At 65.7% G+C, this 14,395-nt stretch carries 15 protein-coding genes; 8 read left to right on the top strand and 7 right to left on the bottom strand.

Annotation, left to right across the window (positions count from 1 at the left end):
* Positions 1-16: 16 nt before the first annotated feature.
* Both ACYVHH_RS17935 and ACYVHH_RS17930 read left to right on the top strand, forming a co-directional pair.
* Complete coding sequence (locus ACYVHH_RS17935) at positions 17-535, top strand: Lrp/AsnC family transcriptional regulator (protein ID WP_460566754.1); 519 nt, start codon at positions 17-19, stop codon at positions 533-535.
* 112 nt (positions 536-647) lie between these two features.
* Complete coding sequence (locus tag ACYVHH_RS17930; protein WP_460566752.1) at positions 648-1,106, top strand: SH3 domain-containing protein; 459 nt, start codon at positions 648-650, stop codon at positions 1,104-1,106.
* An 18-nt stretch (positions 1,107-1,124) separates the two neighbouring features.
* On the opposite strand, the gene glmU is transcribed toward ACYVHH_RS17930, so the two are convergent.
* The 3 genes from glmU to ACYVHH_RS17915 all read right to left on the bottom strand — a co-directional run bounded on the left by glmU (position 1,125) and on the right by ACYVHH_RS17915 (position 5,870).
* On the bottom strand, positions 1,125-2,528 hold the full coding sequence (glmU, locus tag ACYVHH_RS17925; RefSeq protein WP_460566750.1) for a bifunctional UDP-N-acetylglucosamine diphosphorylase/glucosamine-1-phosphate N-acetyltransferase GlmU: 1,404 nt from the start codon (positions 2,526-2,528) through the stop codon (positions 1,125-1,127).
* A 70-nt stretch (positions 2,529-2,598) separates the two neighbouring features.
* Positions 2,599-4,794, bottom strand: a complete 2,196-nt coding sequence (gene katG / locus ACYVHH_RS17920; protein ID WP_460566748.1) for a catalase/peroxidase HPI — start codon at positions 4,792-4,794, stop codon at positions 2,599-2,601.
* A gap of 104 nt (positions 4,795-4,898) precedes the next feature.
* The gene (locus ACYVHH_RS17915) at positions 4,899-5,870 is read right to left on the bottom strand and encodes a sensor domain-containing diguanylate cyclase (RefSeq protein WP_460566745.1); all 972 of its coding nucleotides are present in this window, start codon (positions 5,868-5,870) and stop codon (positions 4,899-4,901) included.
* 230 nt (positions 5,871-6,100) lie between these two features.
* Between ACYVHH_RS17915 and ACYVHH_RS17910 the strand changes: the two genes are divergently transcribed.
* Positions 6,101-6,916, top strand: coding sequence for a TIGR00266 family protein (locus tag ACYVHH_RS17910; RefSeq protein ID WP_460566743.1), 816 nt, complete (start codon positions 6,101-6,103; stop codon positions 6,914-6,916).
* Between the two features lie 16 nt (positions 6,917-6,932).
* Here the strand turns inward: ACYVHH_RS17910 and aptA are convergent, their stop codons facing one another.
* Entirely contained in the window at positions 6,933-8,297 is a 1,365-nt protein-coding gene (aptA, locus tag ACYVHH_RS17905; RefSeq protein WP_460566741.1) for an omega-aminotransferase AptA, read from the bottom strand.
* A gap of 90 nt (positions 8,298-8,387) precedes the next feature.
* Between aptA and ACYVHH_RS17900 the strand changes: the two genes are divergently transcribed.
* From ACYVHH_RS17900 to ACYVHH_RS17880, 5 genes are all read left to right on the top strand, one after another.
* A complete protein-coding gene (locus tag ACYVHH_RS17900; RefSeq protein ID WP_460566739.1) occupies positions 8,388-9,317 on the top strand; it encodes a LysR family transcriptional regulator in 930 nt (309 codons plus the stop codon).
* Positions 9,318-9,518: 201 nt separating this feature from the next.
* The gene (locus tag ACYVHH_RS17895; protein WP_460566737.1) at positions 9,519-10,211 is read left to right on the top strand and encodes a TetR family transcriptional regulator C-terminal domain-containing protein; all 693 of its coding nucleotides are present in this window, start codon (positions 9,519-9,521) and stop codon (positions 10,209-10,211) included.
* The gene (locus ACYVHH_RS17890; protein ID WP_460566735.1) at positions 10,208-11,101 is read left to right on the top strand and encodes a ketopantoate reductase family protein; all 894 of its coding nucleotides are present in this window, start codon (positions 10,208-10,210) and stop codon (positions 11,099-11,101) included. The genes ACYVHH_RS17895 and ACYVHH_RS17890 overlap by 4 nt, the downstream gene beginning before the upstream one ends.
* Positions 11,102-11,193: 92 nt before the next feature.
* Positions 11,194-12,123 carry an exopolyphosphatase gene (locus ACYVHH_RS17885; protein ID WP_460566733.1) on the top strand — a complete coding sequence of 310 codons (930 nt, stop codon included), beginning with the start codon at positions 11,194-11,196 and terminating at the stop codon, positions 12,121-12,123.
* A 112-nt stretch (positions 12,124-12,235) separates the two neighbouring features.
* The gene (locus ACYVHH_RS17880) at positions 12,236-12,649 is read left to right on the top strand and encodes a DoxX family protein (RefSeq protein ID WP_460566731.1); all 414 of its coding nucleotides are present in this window, start codon (positions 12,236-12,238) and stop codon (positions 12,647-12,649) included.
* Positions 12,650-12,754: 105 nt separating this feature from the next.
* Here ACYVHH_RS17880 and soxX read toward each other — a convergent pair whose 3' ends face one another.
* The 3 genes from soxX to ACYVHH_RS17865 form a co-directional block, all read right to left on the bottom strand.
* Positions 12,755-13,408, bottom strand: coding sequence for a sulfur oxidation c-type cytochrome SoxX (gene soxX, locus ACYVHH_RS17875; RefSeq protein ID WP_460566729.1), 654 nt, complete (start codon positions 13,406-13,408; stop codon positions 12,755-12,757).
* A gap of 16 nt (positions 13,409-13,424) precedes the next feature.
* Entirely contained in the window at positions 13,425-14,183 is a 759-nt protein-coding gene (soxA, locus tag ACYVHH_RS17870; protein ID WP_460566885.1) for a sulfur oxidation c-type cytochrome SoxA, read from the bottom strand.
* A gap of 110 nt (positions 14,184-14,293) precedes the next feature.
* Entirely contained in the window at positions 14,294-14,395 is a 102-nt protein-coding gene (locus ACYVHH_RS17865; RefSeq protein WP_460566883.1) for a thiosulfate oxidation carrier complex protein SoxZ, read from the bottom strand.

Genomic DNA, 14,395 nt, shown 5'->3' with positions numbered 1-14,395 from the left:
CAAAATACCATTCAATATGAATGATTTCGTCATAGATGGCATCGACATCCGGCTGCTGGAGGCATTGCAAGCCGATGCCAGCCGCCCCAACCACGAACTGGCAGCCCTGGTGGGCGTGTCACCCGCCACCAGCCTGCGCCGCATCCGCCGGCTGGAGGAGGCAGGCATCATCGAACGGCGCGTGGCGCTGCTGCACCCCGACCGGCTGGCCAGCGTGCTGGGCCATGGCCTGACGGCGCTGGCAGAGGTGAGCCTGGACCGCCAGGGGCAGGAACACCTGGACGCCTTCGAGGCCTTGGCCATGGCCGACCCCGCCGTGCAACAGTGCTACCGCGTGAGCCCCGGGCCGGACTTTGTGCTGGTGGTGGCCGTGCGCGACATGCCGGGCTACCAGGCCCTGGCTCAGCGCCTGTTCACGCAACACGCCAATGTGCGCAACGTGCGCACATTTTTCAGCACGAAACGTAGCAAATTTGCGCCACAGCAACCGCTGCCTTCGCCTGAAAACGAAAAAATTCGCACTTCACCCCCCTGATCAGCATGGCGAGTGTGAGCATTGGGCGCATAATTTTGGGAACCTTGATGCCCTGAAACGGTCCCGTTTCCATGCCCATCGAAAACCGTGCATCAAGAAGGAGGAAGCTCGCATGCACCTGCAGGTCTCAGCCCGAACCCTGATCGCCGCCACCGCTCTGTGCCTGACCGCCTTGGTCCCGAGCTGGGCACAGGAACTCGTCAGCGTGCGCAACCAGACGGTGAACATGCGCGCCGGCCCCGGCACCGACACCCAGGTGCTGTGGAAGCTGAGCCAGGGCTACCCGTTGCAGGTTCTGGAACGCAAAGGCAATTGGCTGCGCGTGCAGGACTTTGAAGGCGACCAGGGTTGGATCGCCCGCAACGTCACCGCCGACACGCGCCACCACATCGTGAAGGTCAAGAACGCCAACCTGCGCGCGGGCCCTGGTACACAGCACGCGCTGGTGGGCAGCGTGGGCTACGGCGATGTGCTGCGCACCACCCGCCGCCAGGGCGACTGGGTGCAGGTGCAAAACCCCAAGGGGGGTGGCAACGCCTGGGTGGCAAGTTCGCTGGTCTGGGGCTGGTAAGCCCCGGTCGTTGCGGCCTCAGGCCTTGGGCGCCTTGGCTGGCCGCGTCCAGTTGGGAATGCTCACCTGCTTGCCGCGCGCCACGCTCAGCGCGCCAGGCGGCGTGCTCTTGGTGATGGTGGAGCCGCCGCCGACCGTGCCGCCCGCGCCAATGGTGACCGGTGCCACCAGCACGCAGTTGCTGCCCACGTGCACATCGTCCTCGATGACGGTGCGGTGCTTGTTGGCGCCGTCGTAGTTGGCGGTGATGCTGCCCGCGCCGTAGTTGACGCGCGCGCCCACCGTGGCGTCACCCAGGTAGGCCAGGTGGTTGGCCTTGGCGCCGTCGGCCAGGGTGGAGTTCTTCACCTCGACGAAGTTGCCGATGTGCACGTCCGCCCCCAGTTTCGCGCCCGGGCGCAGACGGGCAAACGGCCCCACAAGCGCCCCCGGCCCCACGCGCGCGCCGGCCTTCTCGCCATCAATGTGGGTGAAGGGGTGGATGACCGCGCCCGCTTCGATGCGGGCGTTGGCGATGACGCAGTGGGCGCCAATGCGCACACCCTCACCCAGCTCCACATGCCCTTCGAAGATGCAGTTGACATCGATCTCCACGTCCTGCGCACAGGTGAGCGTGCCACGCACGTCGAAACGGGCCGGGTCGGCCAGGCGCACACCCTGGGTCATGAGTTCATCGGCGATGCGCCGCTGCAGCGCGCGTTCCAGCTCGGCCAGCTGCGCCGGGCTGTTGACACCGGCCACCTGCAAGGCATCGGAGATGCGATGGGCCAGCACGGGCACGCCGTCGGCCACGGCGAACTTGACCACGTCGGTCAGGTAGTACTCGGCCTGGGCGTTGCGGTTGTCCAGCCGCGCCAGCCAGCTGCGCAGCAGGCGCGTGGGCACGGCCATGATGCCGCTGTAGATCTCGGTGATGCGGCGCTGTTCGTCGCTCGCGTCCTTGTGTTCAACGATGGCACGCACCCCGCCGCCCGCGTCACGCACGATGCGGCCGTAGCCAGTGGGGTCGGGCATGTCCAGGGTGAGCAGCGCCAGATGGCTGCCTTCGCACAGCGCGACAAGGGCCTGCAGGGTTTCGGGCCGCGTCAGCGGCACGTCGCCGGAGAGCACCAGGGTCACGCCATCGTCACCCAGCACAGGCACGGCCTGCTGCACGGCGTGGCCGGTACCCAGCTGGGGCTCCTGGCGCACGAACTGCAGGCGCAGCGCATCGGTGGCCAGGGGGTGCAGCGCGGCCTCTACCACCTCTGCGCCATGGCCGGTGATGACCACCGCCTGCCGAGCCCCCACGCGCGCCGCGCAGTCGATCACGTGCGCGGCCAGCGCGCGGCCGCCGAGGCGGTGCAGCACCTTGGGCAGCTTGCTCTTCATGCGCGTGCCCTTGCCGGCCGCCATCACCACCACATCCACGGGAAAAGACATGTCCACTCCTGAATCATCCTGGCTGTGCGCCTTTTGGGCGCATGCCAGGATTATCCGGTCTGGACAGCCTTCACCTCAGATCGAAGCGGTCCAGGTTCATCACCTTGTCCCAGGCGGCGACGAAATCGCGAACAAACTTTTCGCCCGCGTCGTCCTGGGCGTAGACCTCGGACAGGGCCCGCAGCTGCGAGTTGGAACCGAACACCAGGTCCACGCGGGTGGCCGTCCACTTCACGGCGCCGGTGACCCGGTCGCGGCCTTCAAACGTTTCTGCCGTGGCCGAGGTGGGCCGCCATTCAGTGGCCATGTCCACGAGGTTGATGAAGAAATCGTTGGACAGCACACCAGGGCGCGCCGTGAACACGCCATGCCGGGACCGGCCCGCGTTGGCATCCAGCACCCGCAAGCCACCCACCAGCACCGTCATCTCCGGCGCGGACAGGGTCAGCAACTGCGCCTTGTCGAGCAGCAGCTCCTCGGCGGGCACCGAGTAACGCGTCTTGAGGTAGTTGCGGAAGCCATCGGCCGTGGGCTCCAGCACGGCGAAGGACTCGGCATCGGTCTGCTCCTGCGTGGCGTCGGTACGGCCGGGCGTGAAAGGCACCTCGATGGCATGGCCCGCCGCCCGGGCAGCCTGTTCGACGCCTGCACAGCCGCCCAGCACGATGAGATCGGCCATGGACACTTTCTTGCCTCCGCCCTGCGCGGCATTGAACGCGCTGCGAACGCCTTCCAACACACCAAGCACCTTGGCCAGCTGGCCCGGCTGGTTGGCCTCCCAGTCCTTCTGCGGAGCCAGGCGGATGCGAGCCCCGTTGGCGCCGCCGCGCTTGTCTGAGCCGCGGAATGTGGACGCCGACGCCCAGGCAGTGAACACCAGTTCCTGCACCGTCAGGCCGCTGGCGAGGATGCGGGCCTTGAGGGTGGTGATGTCGGTGGCATCGATGAGGGCGTGATCGACGGCGGGCACGGGGTCTTGCCAGATCAGCTCTTCCGCCGGGACTTCCGGCCCGAGGTAGCGCGCCCGGGGGCCCATGTCGCGGTGCGTCAGCTTGAACCAGGCACGCGCAAACGCATCGGCAAACGCCTGCGGGTCCTGGTGGAAGCGGCGCGAAATCGGTTCGTAGATGGGATCGAAGCGCAGCGACAGGTCGGCCGTCGTCATCATCGGCCGGTGCTTTCTGGCCGGGTCGTGGGCGTCGGGGATCATGTGCTCCTCCTTGACGTCCTTGGCCAGCCATTGCCAGGCACCCGCAGGGCTCTTGACCAGTTCCCACTCGTAGCCGAACAGCATGTCGAAGTAACCGTTGTCCCACCGGGTGGGGTTGGGCTTCCAGGCGCCTTCGATGCCGCTGGTGGTGGTGTGCACGCCCTTGCCGGAGCCCAAGGCGTTCTTCCAGCCCAGGCCCATCTCTTCGAGTGGCGCCCCCTCCGGCTCGGGCCCGACCAGTGCCGGGTCGCCCGCACCGTGGGCCTTGCCGAAGGTGTGCCCACCCGCCACCAGGGCAACGGTCTCTTCGTCGTTCATGGCCATGCGGGCAAAGGTTTCGCGCACGTCGCGGCCCGACGCAACGGGGTCCGGCTTGCCGTTCGGGCCCTCGGGGTTCACGTAGATCAGACCCATCTGCACGGCGGCCAGGGGGTTTTCGAGCTCGCGGTCTCCGCTGTAGCGCTTGTCGCCCAGCCATTCGGCCTCGGAGCCCCAGTAGATGTCTTCCTCCGGCGCCCAGATATCCTCCCGCCCGCCAGCAAAACCGAAGGTCTTGAAGCCCATGGATTCCATGGCGCAGTTGCCCGCCAGGATCATCAGGTCTGCCCAGGACAGTTTGTTGCCGTACTTGCGCTTGATGGGCCACAGGAGGCGGCGGGCCTTGTCGAGGTTGCCGTTGTCGGGCCAGCTGTTGACGGGGGCGAAGCGCTGGTTGCCGGTACCCGCGCCGCCGCGGCCATCGGCAATGCGGTACGTGCCCGCACTGTGCCAGGCCATGCGGATGAAGAGCCCGCCGTAGTGGCCCCAATCTGCCGGCCACCAGTCCTGGGATTCCGTCATCAGCGCGTACAGGTCTTTCTTGACCGCCGCGAGATCGAGCTTTTTGAACTCTTCGGCATAGTTGAAACCTTGCCCCATGGGGTTGGAACTGGGCGCGTGCTGGTGCAGTATCTTCAGGTTGAGCTGGTTCGGCCACCAGTCCCGGTTCGACCGCACACCGGCCGTGGTGCGGGCACCGTGCTGTCCGCTGAAAGGACATTTCGATTCTGCTGTCATGGCTAACTCCTTGCGATGAAATGGGGCGCAAGGTCAGTGTATGGCTTGCAGGGCCTGGTGCTGATTGGATTTATCAAAGCGCGCCATAGCCGGGCGCGGCCAGGTCAGCCCATGATGTTGTTGCGGCCCGCCTGCTTGGCCTGGTAAAGCGCCTTGTCGGCCTGGTTGAGCAGTTGCTCGAATGTCATGCCCCGGCCGTCATGAGTGGCCACGCCGATGCTCACGGTGAAGCTTGCGTGGTCGCCCGCGTCATTCGCTGGCACCTGCTGCTGCGCCACCGCCAGACGCAGCGACTCGGCCAGGCCACGCGCGCTGGCGTGGCTGGTCTCGGGCAGCAAGACGACGAACTCTTCCCCGCCTACCCGGGCCACGGTGTCCACCCCCAGGCGAACCCGCGAACTGCAGGTGTCGGCCACGGCGCAGATCACCCGGTCTCCCACCTGGTGCCCCCAGGCGTCGTTGATGGTCTTGAAAAAGTCGATGTCGATCATCAGCAGGGACAAGGCGTGCTGGAAACGTTCGGTGCGCCTGCATTCATTGACGCCCAGCTCCATGAGCCGGCGCCGGTTGGCCAACCCGGTGAGCGCGTCAGTGGCGGCAAGCAGTTCGAGCTGGCGGTTGTAGGTCTCGAGCAAGGCGTTCTTTTCGGCCAGTTGGCGGTTGATGGCCTCGATCTCGTGTTCCTTGCGCTTGCGGTCGTCGATGTTGAACGTCACACCGACGAAACGCTGGCCCGGCGCGCTGCTCTCACCGTCCATGACCTTGCCATAGTTGGCGTACCAGACCCACTCGCCGCTCTTGGCGCGCAGGCGAAACTCGCAACGGTACTGGGGCGTGCGGCCGCTGAGGTGGTCGTCTACCGCCGCTTTGACAGTGGCCACGTCGTCTGGGTGAAAGAGCTGGAAGATTTCATCGACGCAAGCCGCCGCCTCTGCCTCGGTGTAGCCCAGCTCCAGCATCGTTTTCAATGCCTTGCGGGTGACCTCGCCGGTGAGCAGGTTGTTCTCCCACAGGTCCAGCCCGGCCGCCTCCAGCGCCAGCGCCAGCCGCTCCTTGTTGCGATCAGCTTCGCTCATGGTCAAGCTGAAGGCATGGCGTCCGCGCCATCTGCATTGCGCAGAGAACAGGCGAAGAAAACCCGCCCCGATTGGTACACGCCCATCCAGCCTCCATCGATGAATTCCAGCAGAGAACACACGCCTTGATGCGCCTTGAAACTTTAACAGGGCGCCGCCTCGCACGGGCAACTTAGGCAGCGCTATGCTTGTCTGCCAGATTCAACCCTTGCGTTTCAGGAGGCGCCACCATGGCGATGGACGAGATCGACTACACCATCCACGGCGACGACATGCAGCTCGTCGAGATCGAACTGGACCCGGGCGAGGCCGCCATTGGCGAAGCGGGCTCCATGCTCTACATGGAGGCCGGCATTGAGATGGACACCATCTTTGGCGATGGCTCGGCCAGCCAGGGAGGTGTGCTGGGCAAGCTGCTGGGCGCGGGCAAGCGGCTCATCACGGGCGAGTCGCTGTTCACCACGGTGTACCAGAACAAGGGGCAAGGCAAGCGCAAGGTGGCCTTTGCCGCGCCCTACACGGGCAAGATCCTGCAGGTGCCGCTGGACCGCTTCGGCGGCATGCTGATCTGCCAGAAGGACGCCTTCCTGTGCGCGGCCAAGGGCGTGAGCATCGGGGTGCATTTCCAGCGGCGACTGGGCACCGGCTTCTTCGGCGGTGAAGGCTTCATCATGCAGAAGCTCGAAGGCGATGGCCTGGCCTTCGTGCATGCGGGCGGCACCATCGTGCAGCGCGACCTGGCGGCCGGCGAAACCCTGCTGGTGGACACCGGCTGCCTGGTGGCGCACACCGCCAGCGTGTCCTTCGACGTCCAGTACGTGGGCAAGATCAAGACCGCGCTGTTCGGCGGCGAAGGCCTGTTCCTGGCCCGGCTGCAAGGCCCGGGGCATGTGTGGATACAGAGCCTGCCGTTCTCCCGTCTGGCCTCGCGCATCTTCGCGGCGGCGCCGCAGCGTGGCGGCTCGCGCGAAGAGGGTTCGGTGCTGGGTGGCGCCGTGCTGGGTGGCGGCCTGCTCGGCGGCTTGATGGGCGACCGCTCGGACTGAACAGGCGCCCTTGCGCTCAGGCGATGGTCTGCAACGTATCGCCCAAGGCGCTGACCAGGCTGTCGATCTCGGCCGGGGTGCTGATGAAGGGCGGCGCCAATTGGATGGTGTCGCCACCGTAGCGCACGTAGTAGCCCTTGGCCAGCATGGCCATGGCGATTTCGTAGGGGCGCTTGGCCGGTTCGCCCGGCACCGGCGCGATGGTGATGCCTGCCGCCAGACCGTAGTTGCGGATGTCTGCCACGTGCTTGGCGCCCTTGAGGCCGTGCACGGCGGCCTCGAAATGCGGGGCCAGTTCGCGCACGCGCTGCGGGGCGTTCTCACGCGCCAGCAGTTCCATCGACGCGATACCCGCAGCACAGGCCACGGGGTGTGCGGAGTAGGTGTAGCCGTGCGGGAATTCCAGCATGTACTCGGGGCCGCCCTGCGCCATGAAGGTGTCGTAGATTTCCTTCTTGGCCACCACGCCGCCCAGGGGCTGCACGCCGTTGGTCACCTGCTTGGCGAAGTTGAGGATATCGGGCGTGACGCCGAAGGCCTCGGCGCCGGTCCAGGTGCCGCAGCGGCCAAAGCCAGTGATCACCTCGTCAAAGATCAACAGGATGTTGTTCTGCGTGCAGATCTCGCGCAGGCGCTGCAGATAGCCCTGCGGCGGAATGACCACGCCCGCCGAGCCCGAGAAAGGCTCCACGATGACGGCAGCGATGTTGGACGCATCGTGCAGGTTGATGAGGTTGACGAGTTCTTCCGCCAGGGCGGCGCCATGCGGGCCCTCTTGCGGCGGCATGCCCTTGTAGAAGGACCCTGCAGGCGGCTGGGTGTGCGGCAGGTGGTCGGCCTCCACGCCCTGGCCGAAGGTCTTGCGGTTGCCCACGATGCCGCCCACCGAAATGCCCCCGAAGTTCACGCCGTGGTAGCCCTTGAGTCGGCCGATGAGGCGCGTCTTGGAGGCCTGCCCCTTGGCGCGCCAGTAGGCACGCGCCATCTTGAGCGAGGTATCGGCCGACTCGGAGCCCGAGCCCGTGAAGAACACGTGGGTGAGCCCTTCGGGCATGCGCTCGACGATGCGGTTGGCCAGCTCGAACGACAGCGGGTGGCCGAACTGGAAGGCGGGTGAATAGTCCAGCGTGCCCACCTGGCGGCTCACGGCTTCCACGATTTCCTTGCGTGCGTGGCCCAGGCCCGTGCACCACAGACCGGAAAGGCCGTCGAAGATGCGCTTGCCGTCGATGTCTGTGAAGTAGGCACCCTGGGCGCCGGTGATCATGCGCGGCGCGGCCTTGAAGTTGCGGTTGCCGGTGAAGGGCATCCAGTGCGCTTCAAGCCAGGCGGCATCGGTGCGGGGGCGGGCTTGAATGTGCTGGCTGTCGGTCAGATCCATGGTGGGCGCTTTTGAAAGGGGAATGTGTGAATTGTGAAATCCGGTGTTACTCTTATGAATGAAAACTTATCCATCTTTGGTTGACAGTTCATGCAAGTAAAAAACGTGGCCGTTCTGGGCCAGCTGGGCGACGCCGACCTGCGGCTGCTGCGCGTGTTCAAGAGCGTGGTGGAGTGCGGCGGCATGGCTTCGGCGGAGCTGGAGCTGAACATCGCCATGTCCACCATCAGCCGCCACGTGAAGGACCTGGAAACGCGCCTGGGCCTGGTGCTGTGCCGCCGGGGGCGCGGGGGCTTTGCGCTCACACCCGAAGGCGAGCAGGTGTACGACGCCGCACTAAGCCTGCTGGCCGCCACCGACGCCTTCCGGGGAAGCCTGCACGACATCCACCGCCGCCTGGGCGGCGACCTGCACGTGGCACTGTTCGAGAAGACCGCTTCCAACCCCGAGGCGCACATTGCCGAGGCGGTGGCACGCTTTCGGCAGACGGCACCGCAAGCCACGCTGCACCTGCACGTGGGCACCATCGGCATGATCGAGCGCGGGGTGATTGATGGGCGCTACCACCTGGGGGTGATTCCCGAGCACCGGCATTCCGAGACGCTGGCCTACCACGAGCTGTTTGGCGAGACCATGCAGCTGTACGCGGGCCGTGGCCACCCGTGGTTTGACGCGCACGATGAGCCGTTGGGCTGGGACGACCTGCGCCAGCAGGACCTGGCCGCGCTGGGTTACCACTCGCCGAACATGGCGCTGACGCACCAGCGCAGGCTGGAGCGGCGGGCCACGGCGTCGGACCAGGAGGCGGTGGCGACGCTGGTGCTGTCTGGCGCGTTCGTGGGTTTTCTGCCAGACCACTACGCGGAAGGCTTCGTGCGCGCCGGGCGTATGCGTGCGGTGGCGCCCGGGGTGCTGCGCTACACCTGCCGTTTCTCGGCAATAGTGCGGCAGTCGCCAGCACCGCTGCGGCTGACGCAGGCGTTCCTGGATGCGCTGACGGCGGAGCACGGGGGCCTCTGATTGGCACGCTGTCTTGCTGGCGGCGGCAGACCTCGCTCGCTGCGACAAAAGATGGTGGAGCGCAACCGGTGGTGTGCCAACAGTGCTTCTGCCAAGGCGTGTGCGCCCAGGGGCTGGCGCGCCTTGGCCCCCCAAACACAGAAAGCACAACACCCCCCACAACCTGCCCTAGACTTGCAAGGCACGCTGTTACCCAAAGCCATGCCCAAGCAAGCTACCTCCTCCCCAGCCAAAGCGACACTCCCGGCCCTGCAGCCGCCTGCCGACACCAAAGGCCAGATTCGTCAGACCAACGAAGCCGTCATCCTGCGAGCCGCCGAAAAGGTGTTCGCCCGCGCGGGCTTTGGCGGGGCCACCATGGCCGCCATTGCAGAAGCATCTGGTCTGCCCAAGGCCAACCTGCACTACTACTTCGGCAACAAGCACGACCTCTACCGCGCCGTGCTCGCCAGCACACTCACCGACTGGCTCACGCCCACCGGCTGCATCCATGCGAAGGCCGACCCGGCCCAAGCCCTCACCCAGTACATCGAAGCCAAGATGCGCCTGTCGCGCGAGCGGCCCGATGCTTCCCGCGTGTTCGCCAACGAACTGTTGCACGGCGCCCCGGTACTGCAAGACCTGCTGCGCAAGGAACTGCGGGAGCTGGTGCGCAAGAAAGCCTCCGTCATCGACCGCTGGATTGCCCAGGGCCGCATGGCCCCCGTCGACAGCACACACCTGTTCTTCACCATCTGGTCTGCCACGCAAACCTATGCCGACTTCGACGCGCAGATCTGCGCCGTGCTGGGCGTTCGGCGCCAGGGCAAGGCCCAGTTCGAGCGCGCCACCAGGCACGTGACCACGCTGATTCTGCGCGGCTGCGGCCTCATCCCACAGGAGCCCCAACCATGAAAATTGCCGTGATGGGCGCAGGCGCCGTTGGCTGCTACTACGGTGGCATGCTGGCGCGCGCTGGCCATGAAGTAACCCTGGTTGGCCGCCCGGCCCACACCGAAGCCATGAAGGCCAAAGGCCTGCTGCTGGACACCCAGACCTTCCGCGAACACGTGCCCGTGCACGCCTGCACCGGTCCCGAGGGCGTGCAAGGCGCCGACTGGGTGCTGTTCTGCGTGAAGTCCACCGACACCGAGAGCGCGGGGCGAAGCATGCTCCCCTACCTGGGCGAACAGACACTGGTATTCAGCCTGCAGAACGGCGTGGACAACGCACCCCGGCTGGCACAGGTGCTGGGCCGTCCGGTGGTGCCGGCCGTGGTCTACGTGGCCACCGAAATGGCCGGACCAGGCCACGTCAAACACCACGGCCGGGGCGAACTGGTATTCGGCCCCTTCAGCGGCAGCGACGCCGCACTCGCCACCCTGGCCCAAGCTGGCGTGCCGGCGCAGGTATCCGACAACGTGGTGGGGGCGCTGTGGGCCAAGCTCATCCTCAACTGCGCGTACAACGCCCTGTCGGCCATCAGCCGCCTGCCCTACGGCCGGCTGGTCCAGGGGCAAGGTGTGCAAGACGTGATGCGCGACCTGGTGAACGAGTGCCTGACCGTGGCCCAGGCCGATGGCGTGCAGCTACCCGGTGACACATGGGCGGCGGTGGAACGCATCGCGCAGACCATGCCCTCGCAATACTCGTCCACCGCGCAGGACCTGATGCGCGGCAAGCCCAGCGAGATCGACCACCTCAACGGCTACGTGTTGCGCCGGGGCCAGGCACTGGGCGTGCCCACGCCCGCCAACCGCGTACTGCACACCCTGGTTCGCCTGCTGGAAGCCCCGCCCGCGTGACGCGAACCCGCCCCGGCAGCTGTCAGCTGGAACGGGGCGCGGCTTGCTATCATGGCGCTCAAGCAGACCCCATCACTAGGAGCAGGAGCCCCATGTCCGACAAATTCCGCCTGGTCACCCGCAGCGACTTCGACGGCCTCGTCTGTGCCGTGCTGCTCAAGGAACTCGACCTGATCGACGACATCCTGTTCGTCCACCCCAAGGACATGCAGGACGGCAAGATCGCCATCACCTCGCGCGACATCACCACCAACCTGCCCTACGTGCCCGGCGCCCATCTGGCGTTCGACCACCACGCCTCGGAAACGGTGCGCAACACCGGTGAACGTGCCAACCACATCATCGACGCCACGGCCCCGTCGGCGGCGCGTGTGGTGTACCGCCACTACGGCGGCAAGGCCACTTTCCCCCGTGTGAGCGACGAGATGATGGAGGCCGTGGACAAGGCCGACTCCGCGCAGTACAGCCGTGACGACATCCTCAACCCGAAAGGCTGGGTGCTGCTGAACTACCTGATGGACTCGCGCACCGGCCTGGGCCGCTTCCGTGACTTCCGCATCAGCAACTACGCGCTGATGATGGCGCTGATCGACTACTGCCGCGACCACACCATCGAGCAGATCCTGGCGCTGCCCGACGTTAAGGAGCGCGTGGAGCTGTACTTCGACCACGAGGCACGCGCCAAGGAACAGATCCAGCGCTGCGCCACGGTGCACGGCAACCTGGTGGTGCTGGACCTGCGCAACGAAGACACCATCTGGGCCACCAACCGCTTCACCATCTACGCGATGTACCCGCAGTGCAACATCTCCATCCACGTGATGTGGGGCGTGCAAAAGCAGAACACCGTGTTCGCCACCGGCAAGTCCATCCTGGACCGGGGTTCGCGCACCAACGTGGGCGAGCTGATGCTGGCCTATGGCGGCGGCGGCCACAACGCCGCCGGCACCTGCCAGGTGGACAATGACCGCGCGGCCGAAGTGCTGCAGCAGCTCGTGACCCGCATCAACGCCGATGGCTGAAGCGCTTAATTCAATTCATTTGAATTCAGGCGGCGAATAATTTCGATCCTCCTGAAGGCGGCAAAGCGAACAATCGGTGTCATCAAGTTCCCCACCACCACAGGAGATTGAAATGACACCTACCCCTTTGCAAAACCTGCTCACCCTGGCCGGCCGCCTGCTGCTCGCCCTGCTGTTCCTGCCTGCAGGCATCAGCAAGATCACGGGCTTTTCCGGGACAGCGGGCTACATCGCCTCGGTCGGCCTGCCACTGCCCGAAGTGGGTGCAGCTCTTGCCGTGGTCGTTGAAATCGGCGCCGGTCTGGCACTGATCGTTGGCTTCCAGACGCGCTGGGCTGCGCTGATTCTGGCGGCATTCACCCTGGCTGCGTCGGTGTTCTTCCACGGCTACTGGGCCATGCCTGCCGAGCAGCAGTTCATGCAGCAACTGCTGTTCTTCAAGAACATCGGCGTGGTTGGCGGTCTGCTGACGCTGGCAGCCTGGGGCGCCGGGGCCTGGAGCCTGGACGGCCGCAGCAAGGCCTGAACACTGGCCGGCACCGCACCCCGATCCGGTGCACACCCAGCGAAAGGGGCCCGCGAGGGGCCCCTTTCTTTTGCCTGCTCCGCACCGAACGGACAGAGCCTGCGGTTACTTGTTCACCGGCGATTTCGGGTCCAGCAACAGCGCCATCACGTGCTTCAGGTCCTGCTCGTTCAGGATGCCCTTGTGGCCCACGCGGGGCATCTGCGAGCAGGCGTTGTAGGCACGCGCATTCCACATCTTGCCCCAGGTGTACTCCACGATGGCTTTGCCTGCGGGGCTGTCGGGATCGGTCACACCGCGCAGCTTGCCGTAGTTGTACAGGCTGGGACCAATGGTGCCAAAGGAGATTTCCTCCTTGGAGATCTGGTGGCAGTTGTAACAGTTGCCGCCGTTGACGGTCTTGGCATCGTCGCTCCAGGTCAGGCCGCGGCCGCTCTGGGCAATCTTCTCGCCTTCTTTCCAGTCACCCAGGAACTTGCCGTCCGAAGGCCATTTGATGGTCTTCATCTCGGCTTCTTCAATGGCCTTGGCGGTCTTCTCGTCGATGGGCTTGCCAGCCACTTCGGCGGCGGCACATTCCTTGTTGGCCAGGTCCTGCTCCAGGCGGTCCAGCTTGGCAATGCCGCGCTCGGCGAACGACGCCTTGACGATCTCGGCGGTCATCTTGTCGTAGTCAGCCGACGAGGGGGAGGAACTGCAGGCGCCCAGTGCCAGGGCAGCTGCGGGGATCGCCAGTGCGATGAGGGATTTTTTCAGCATGTCGTTGTTCTCCTGATCAGCGCTTGATGGCGGGGACGATGGACTCGGCGCCCTTGGCGTTGACACCCATGTACACCCCCAGCGCGATGGTCACGTCGCTGGCGAACTTGGGCTCGGGGAAGCGCTGCTGGCGGTAGCAGTCGTTCAGGCGGTGCTGCATGCTCCACATCTGGCCGTTGGACACACGGTAGGCCGGCCAGGCCGCAAAGCCCACGCCGTCACCCGGGTTCTTGGTCAGGTTGGGCAGGTCCTGCAGACGGATGCGCTTGCCTTCCTCACCGTGGCAGGTGGCACAGGCGAAGTCGTGCGGGCCGCCGCGCATGAAGAACAGGCGCTTGCCCACTTCGTACATGTCACGCTCGGCCTGGTGGCCTTGCGACAGGTTGAAGCGCATGCCCATGGACTGTGCGCCAATCCAGGTGGCCAGCGCCACGACGTTGGCCGTTTCGCCCTTGCCAAAGCCGCGGGTGTTGACCTCTTTCTTGGCGTCGATGCCCTGCAGGGTTTCCATGCAGGTCATCAGGCGGCTTTCCAGGTCCTGCACGCGGCCGGTATCGGCAAAGTAGCGGGGCAGCTCAACAAAGGCGCCCTTGACGACACCGGGCCCCTTGCCCAGATCGCACTTTTCCAGGGAGGCGTTCTTGGGGCCGCGCTTCTGCTTCCACAGCTCCTCGCCCTTCATCTCGAACAGTTCAGCCGGGTTGCCGTCCTGCAGCATCTCGCGGTATTTGGCGATGCCTTCGGCTGTGGCATCCTGGGCGTGAGCGGCATGCATGCTGCCAAACGCAGCCAGCAGCGCCAGCGCACAGAGGTTCTTCTTCATCGGTATGTTCTCCTCGTTGCTATTGCAGGCCATGCCGGTACATGGCCCAGGGAAGGGAAGCCTCAGGAAATGGCGGCCTCGTCGGTGCGGGTGCCACCCTTGTTGTCGGTCCACTTGACCACCACCTTCTCACCCTTGGCCGCGCCCTTGAACTTGAACGACAG

The sequence above is a fragment of the Hydrogenophaga aquatica genome (genome assembly GCF_054780915.1).
This window is presented reverse-complemented; position numbering and strand designations above follow the sequence as displayed.

What these genes read in the sequence shown, in the direction of transcription:
- ACYVHH_RS17935 (WP_460566754.1), top strand. Translation starts at nt 17, where the DNA reads ATGAATGATTTCGTCATAGATGGCATCGACATCCGGCTGCTGGAGGCA.
- ACYVHH_RS17930 (WP_460566752.1), top strand. Translation starts at nt 648, where the DNA reads ATGCACCTGCAGGTCTCAGCCCGAACCCTGATCGCCGCCACCGCTCTG.
- glmU (WP_460566750.1), bottom strand. Translation starts at nt 2,528, where the DNA reads ATGTCTTTTCCCGTGGATGTGGTGGTGATGGCGGCCGGCAAGGGCACG.
- katG (WP_460566748.1), bottom strand. Translation starts at nt 4,794, where the DNA reads ATGACAGCAGAATCGAAATGTCCTTTCAGCGGACAGCACGGTGCCCGC.
- ACYVHH_RS17915 (WP_460566745.1), bottom strand. Translation starts at nt 5,870, where the DNA reads ATGAGCGAAGCTGATCGCAACAAGGAGCGGCTGGCGCTGGCGCTGGAG.
- ACYVHH_RS17910 (WP_460566743.1), top strand. Translation starts at nt 6,101, where the DNA reads ATGGCGATGGACGAGATCGACTACACCATCCACGGCGACGACATGCAG.
- aptA (WP_460566741.1), bottom strand. Translation starts at nt 8,297, where the DNA reads ATGGATCTGACCGACAGCCAGCACATTCAAGCCCGCCCCCGCACCGAT.
- ACYVHH_RS17900 (WP_460566739.1), top strand. Translation starts at nt 8,388, where the DNA reads ATGCAAGTAAAAAACGTGGCCGTTCTGGGCCAGCTGGGCGACGCCGAC.
- ACYVHH_RS17895 (WP_460566737.1), top strand. Translation starts at nt 9,519, where the DNA reads ATGCCCAAGCAAGCTACCTCCTCCCCAGCCAAAGCGACACTCCCGGCC.
- ACYVHH_RS17890 (WP_460566735.1), top strand. Translation starts at nt 10,208, where the DNA reads ATGAAAATTGCCGTGATGGGCGCAGGCGCCGTTGGCTGCTACTACGGT.
- ACYVHH_RS17885 (WP_460566733.1), top strand. Translation starts at nt 11,194, where the DNA reads ATGTCCGACAAATTCCGCCTGGTCACCCGCAGCGACTTCGACGGCCTC.
- ACYVHH_RS17880 (WP_460566731.1), top strand. Translation starts at nt 12,236, where the DNA reads ATGACACCTACCCCTTTGCAAAACCTGCTCACCCTGGCCGGCCGCCTG.
- soxX (WP_460566729.1), bottom strand. Translation starts at nt 13,408, where the DNA reads ATGCTGAAAAAATCCCTCATCGCACTGGCGATCCCCGCAGCTGCCCTG.
- soxA (WP_460566885.1), bottom strand. Translation starts at nt 14,183, where the DNA reads ATGCATGCCGCTCACGCCCAGGATGCCACAGCCGAAGGCATCGCCAAA.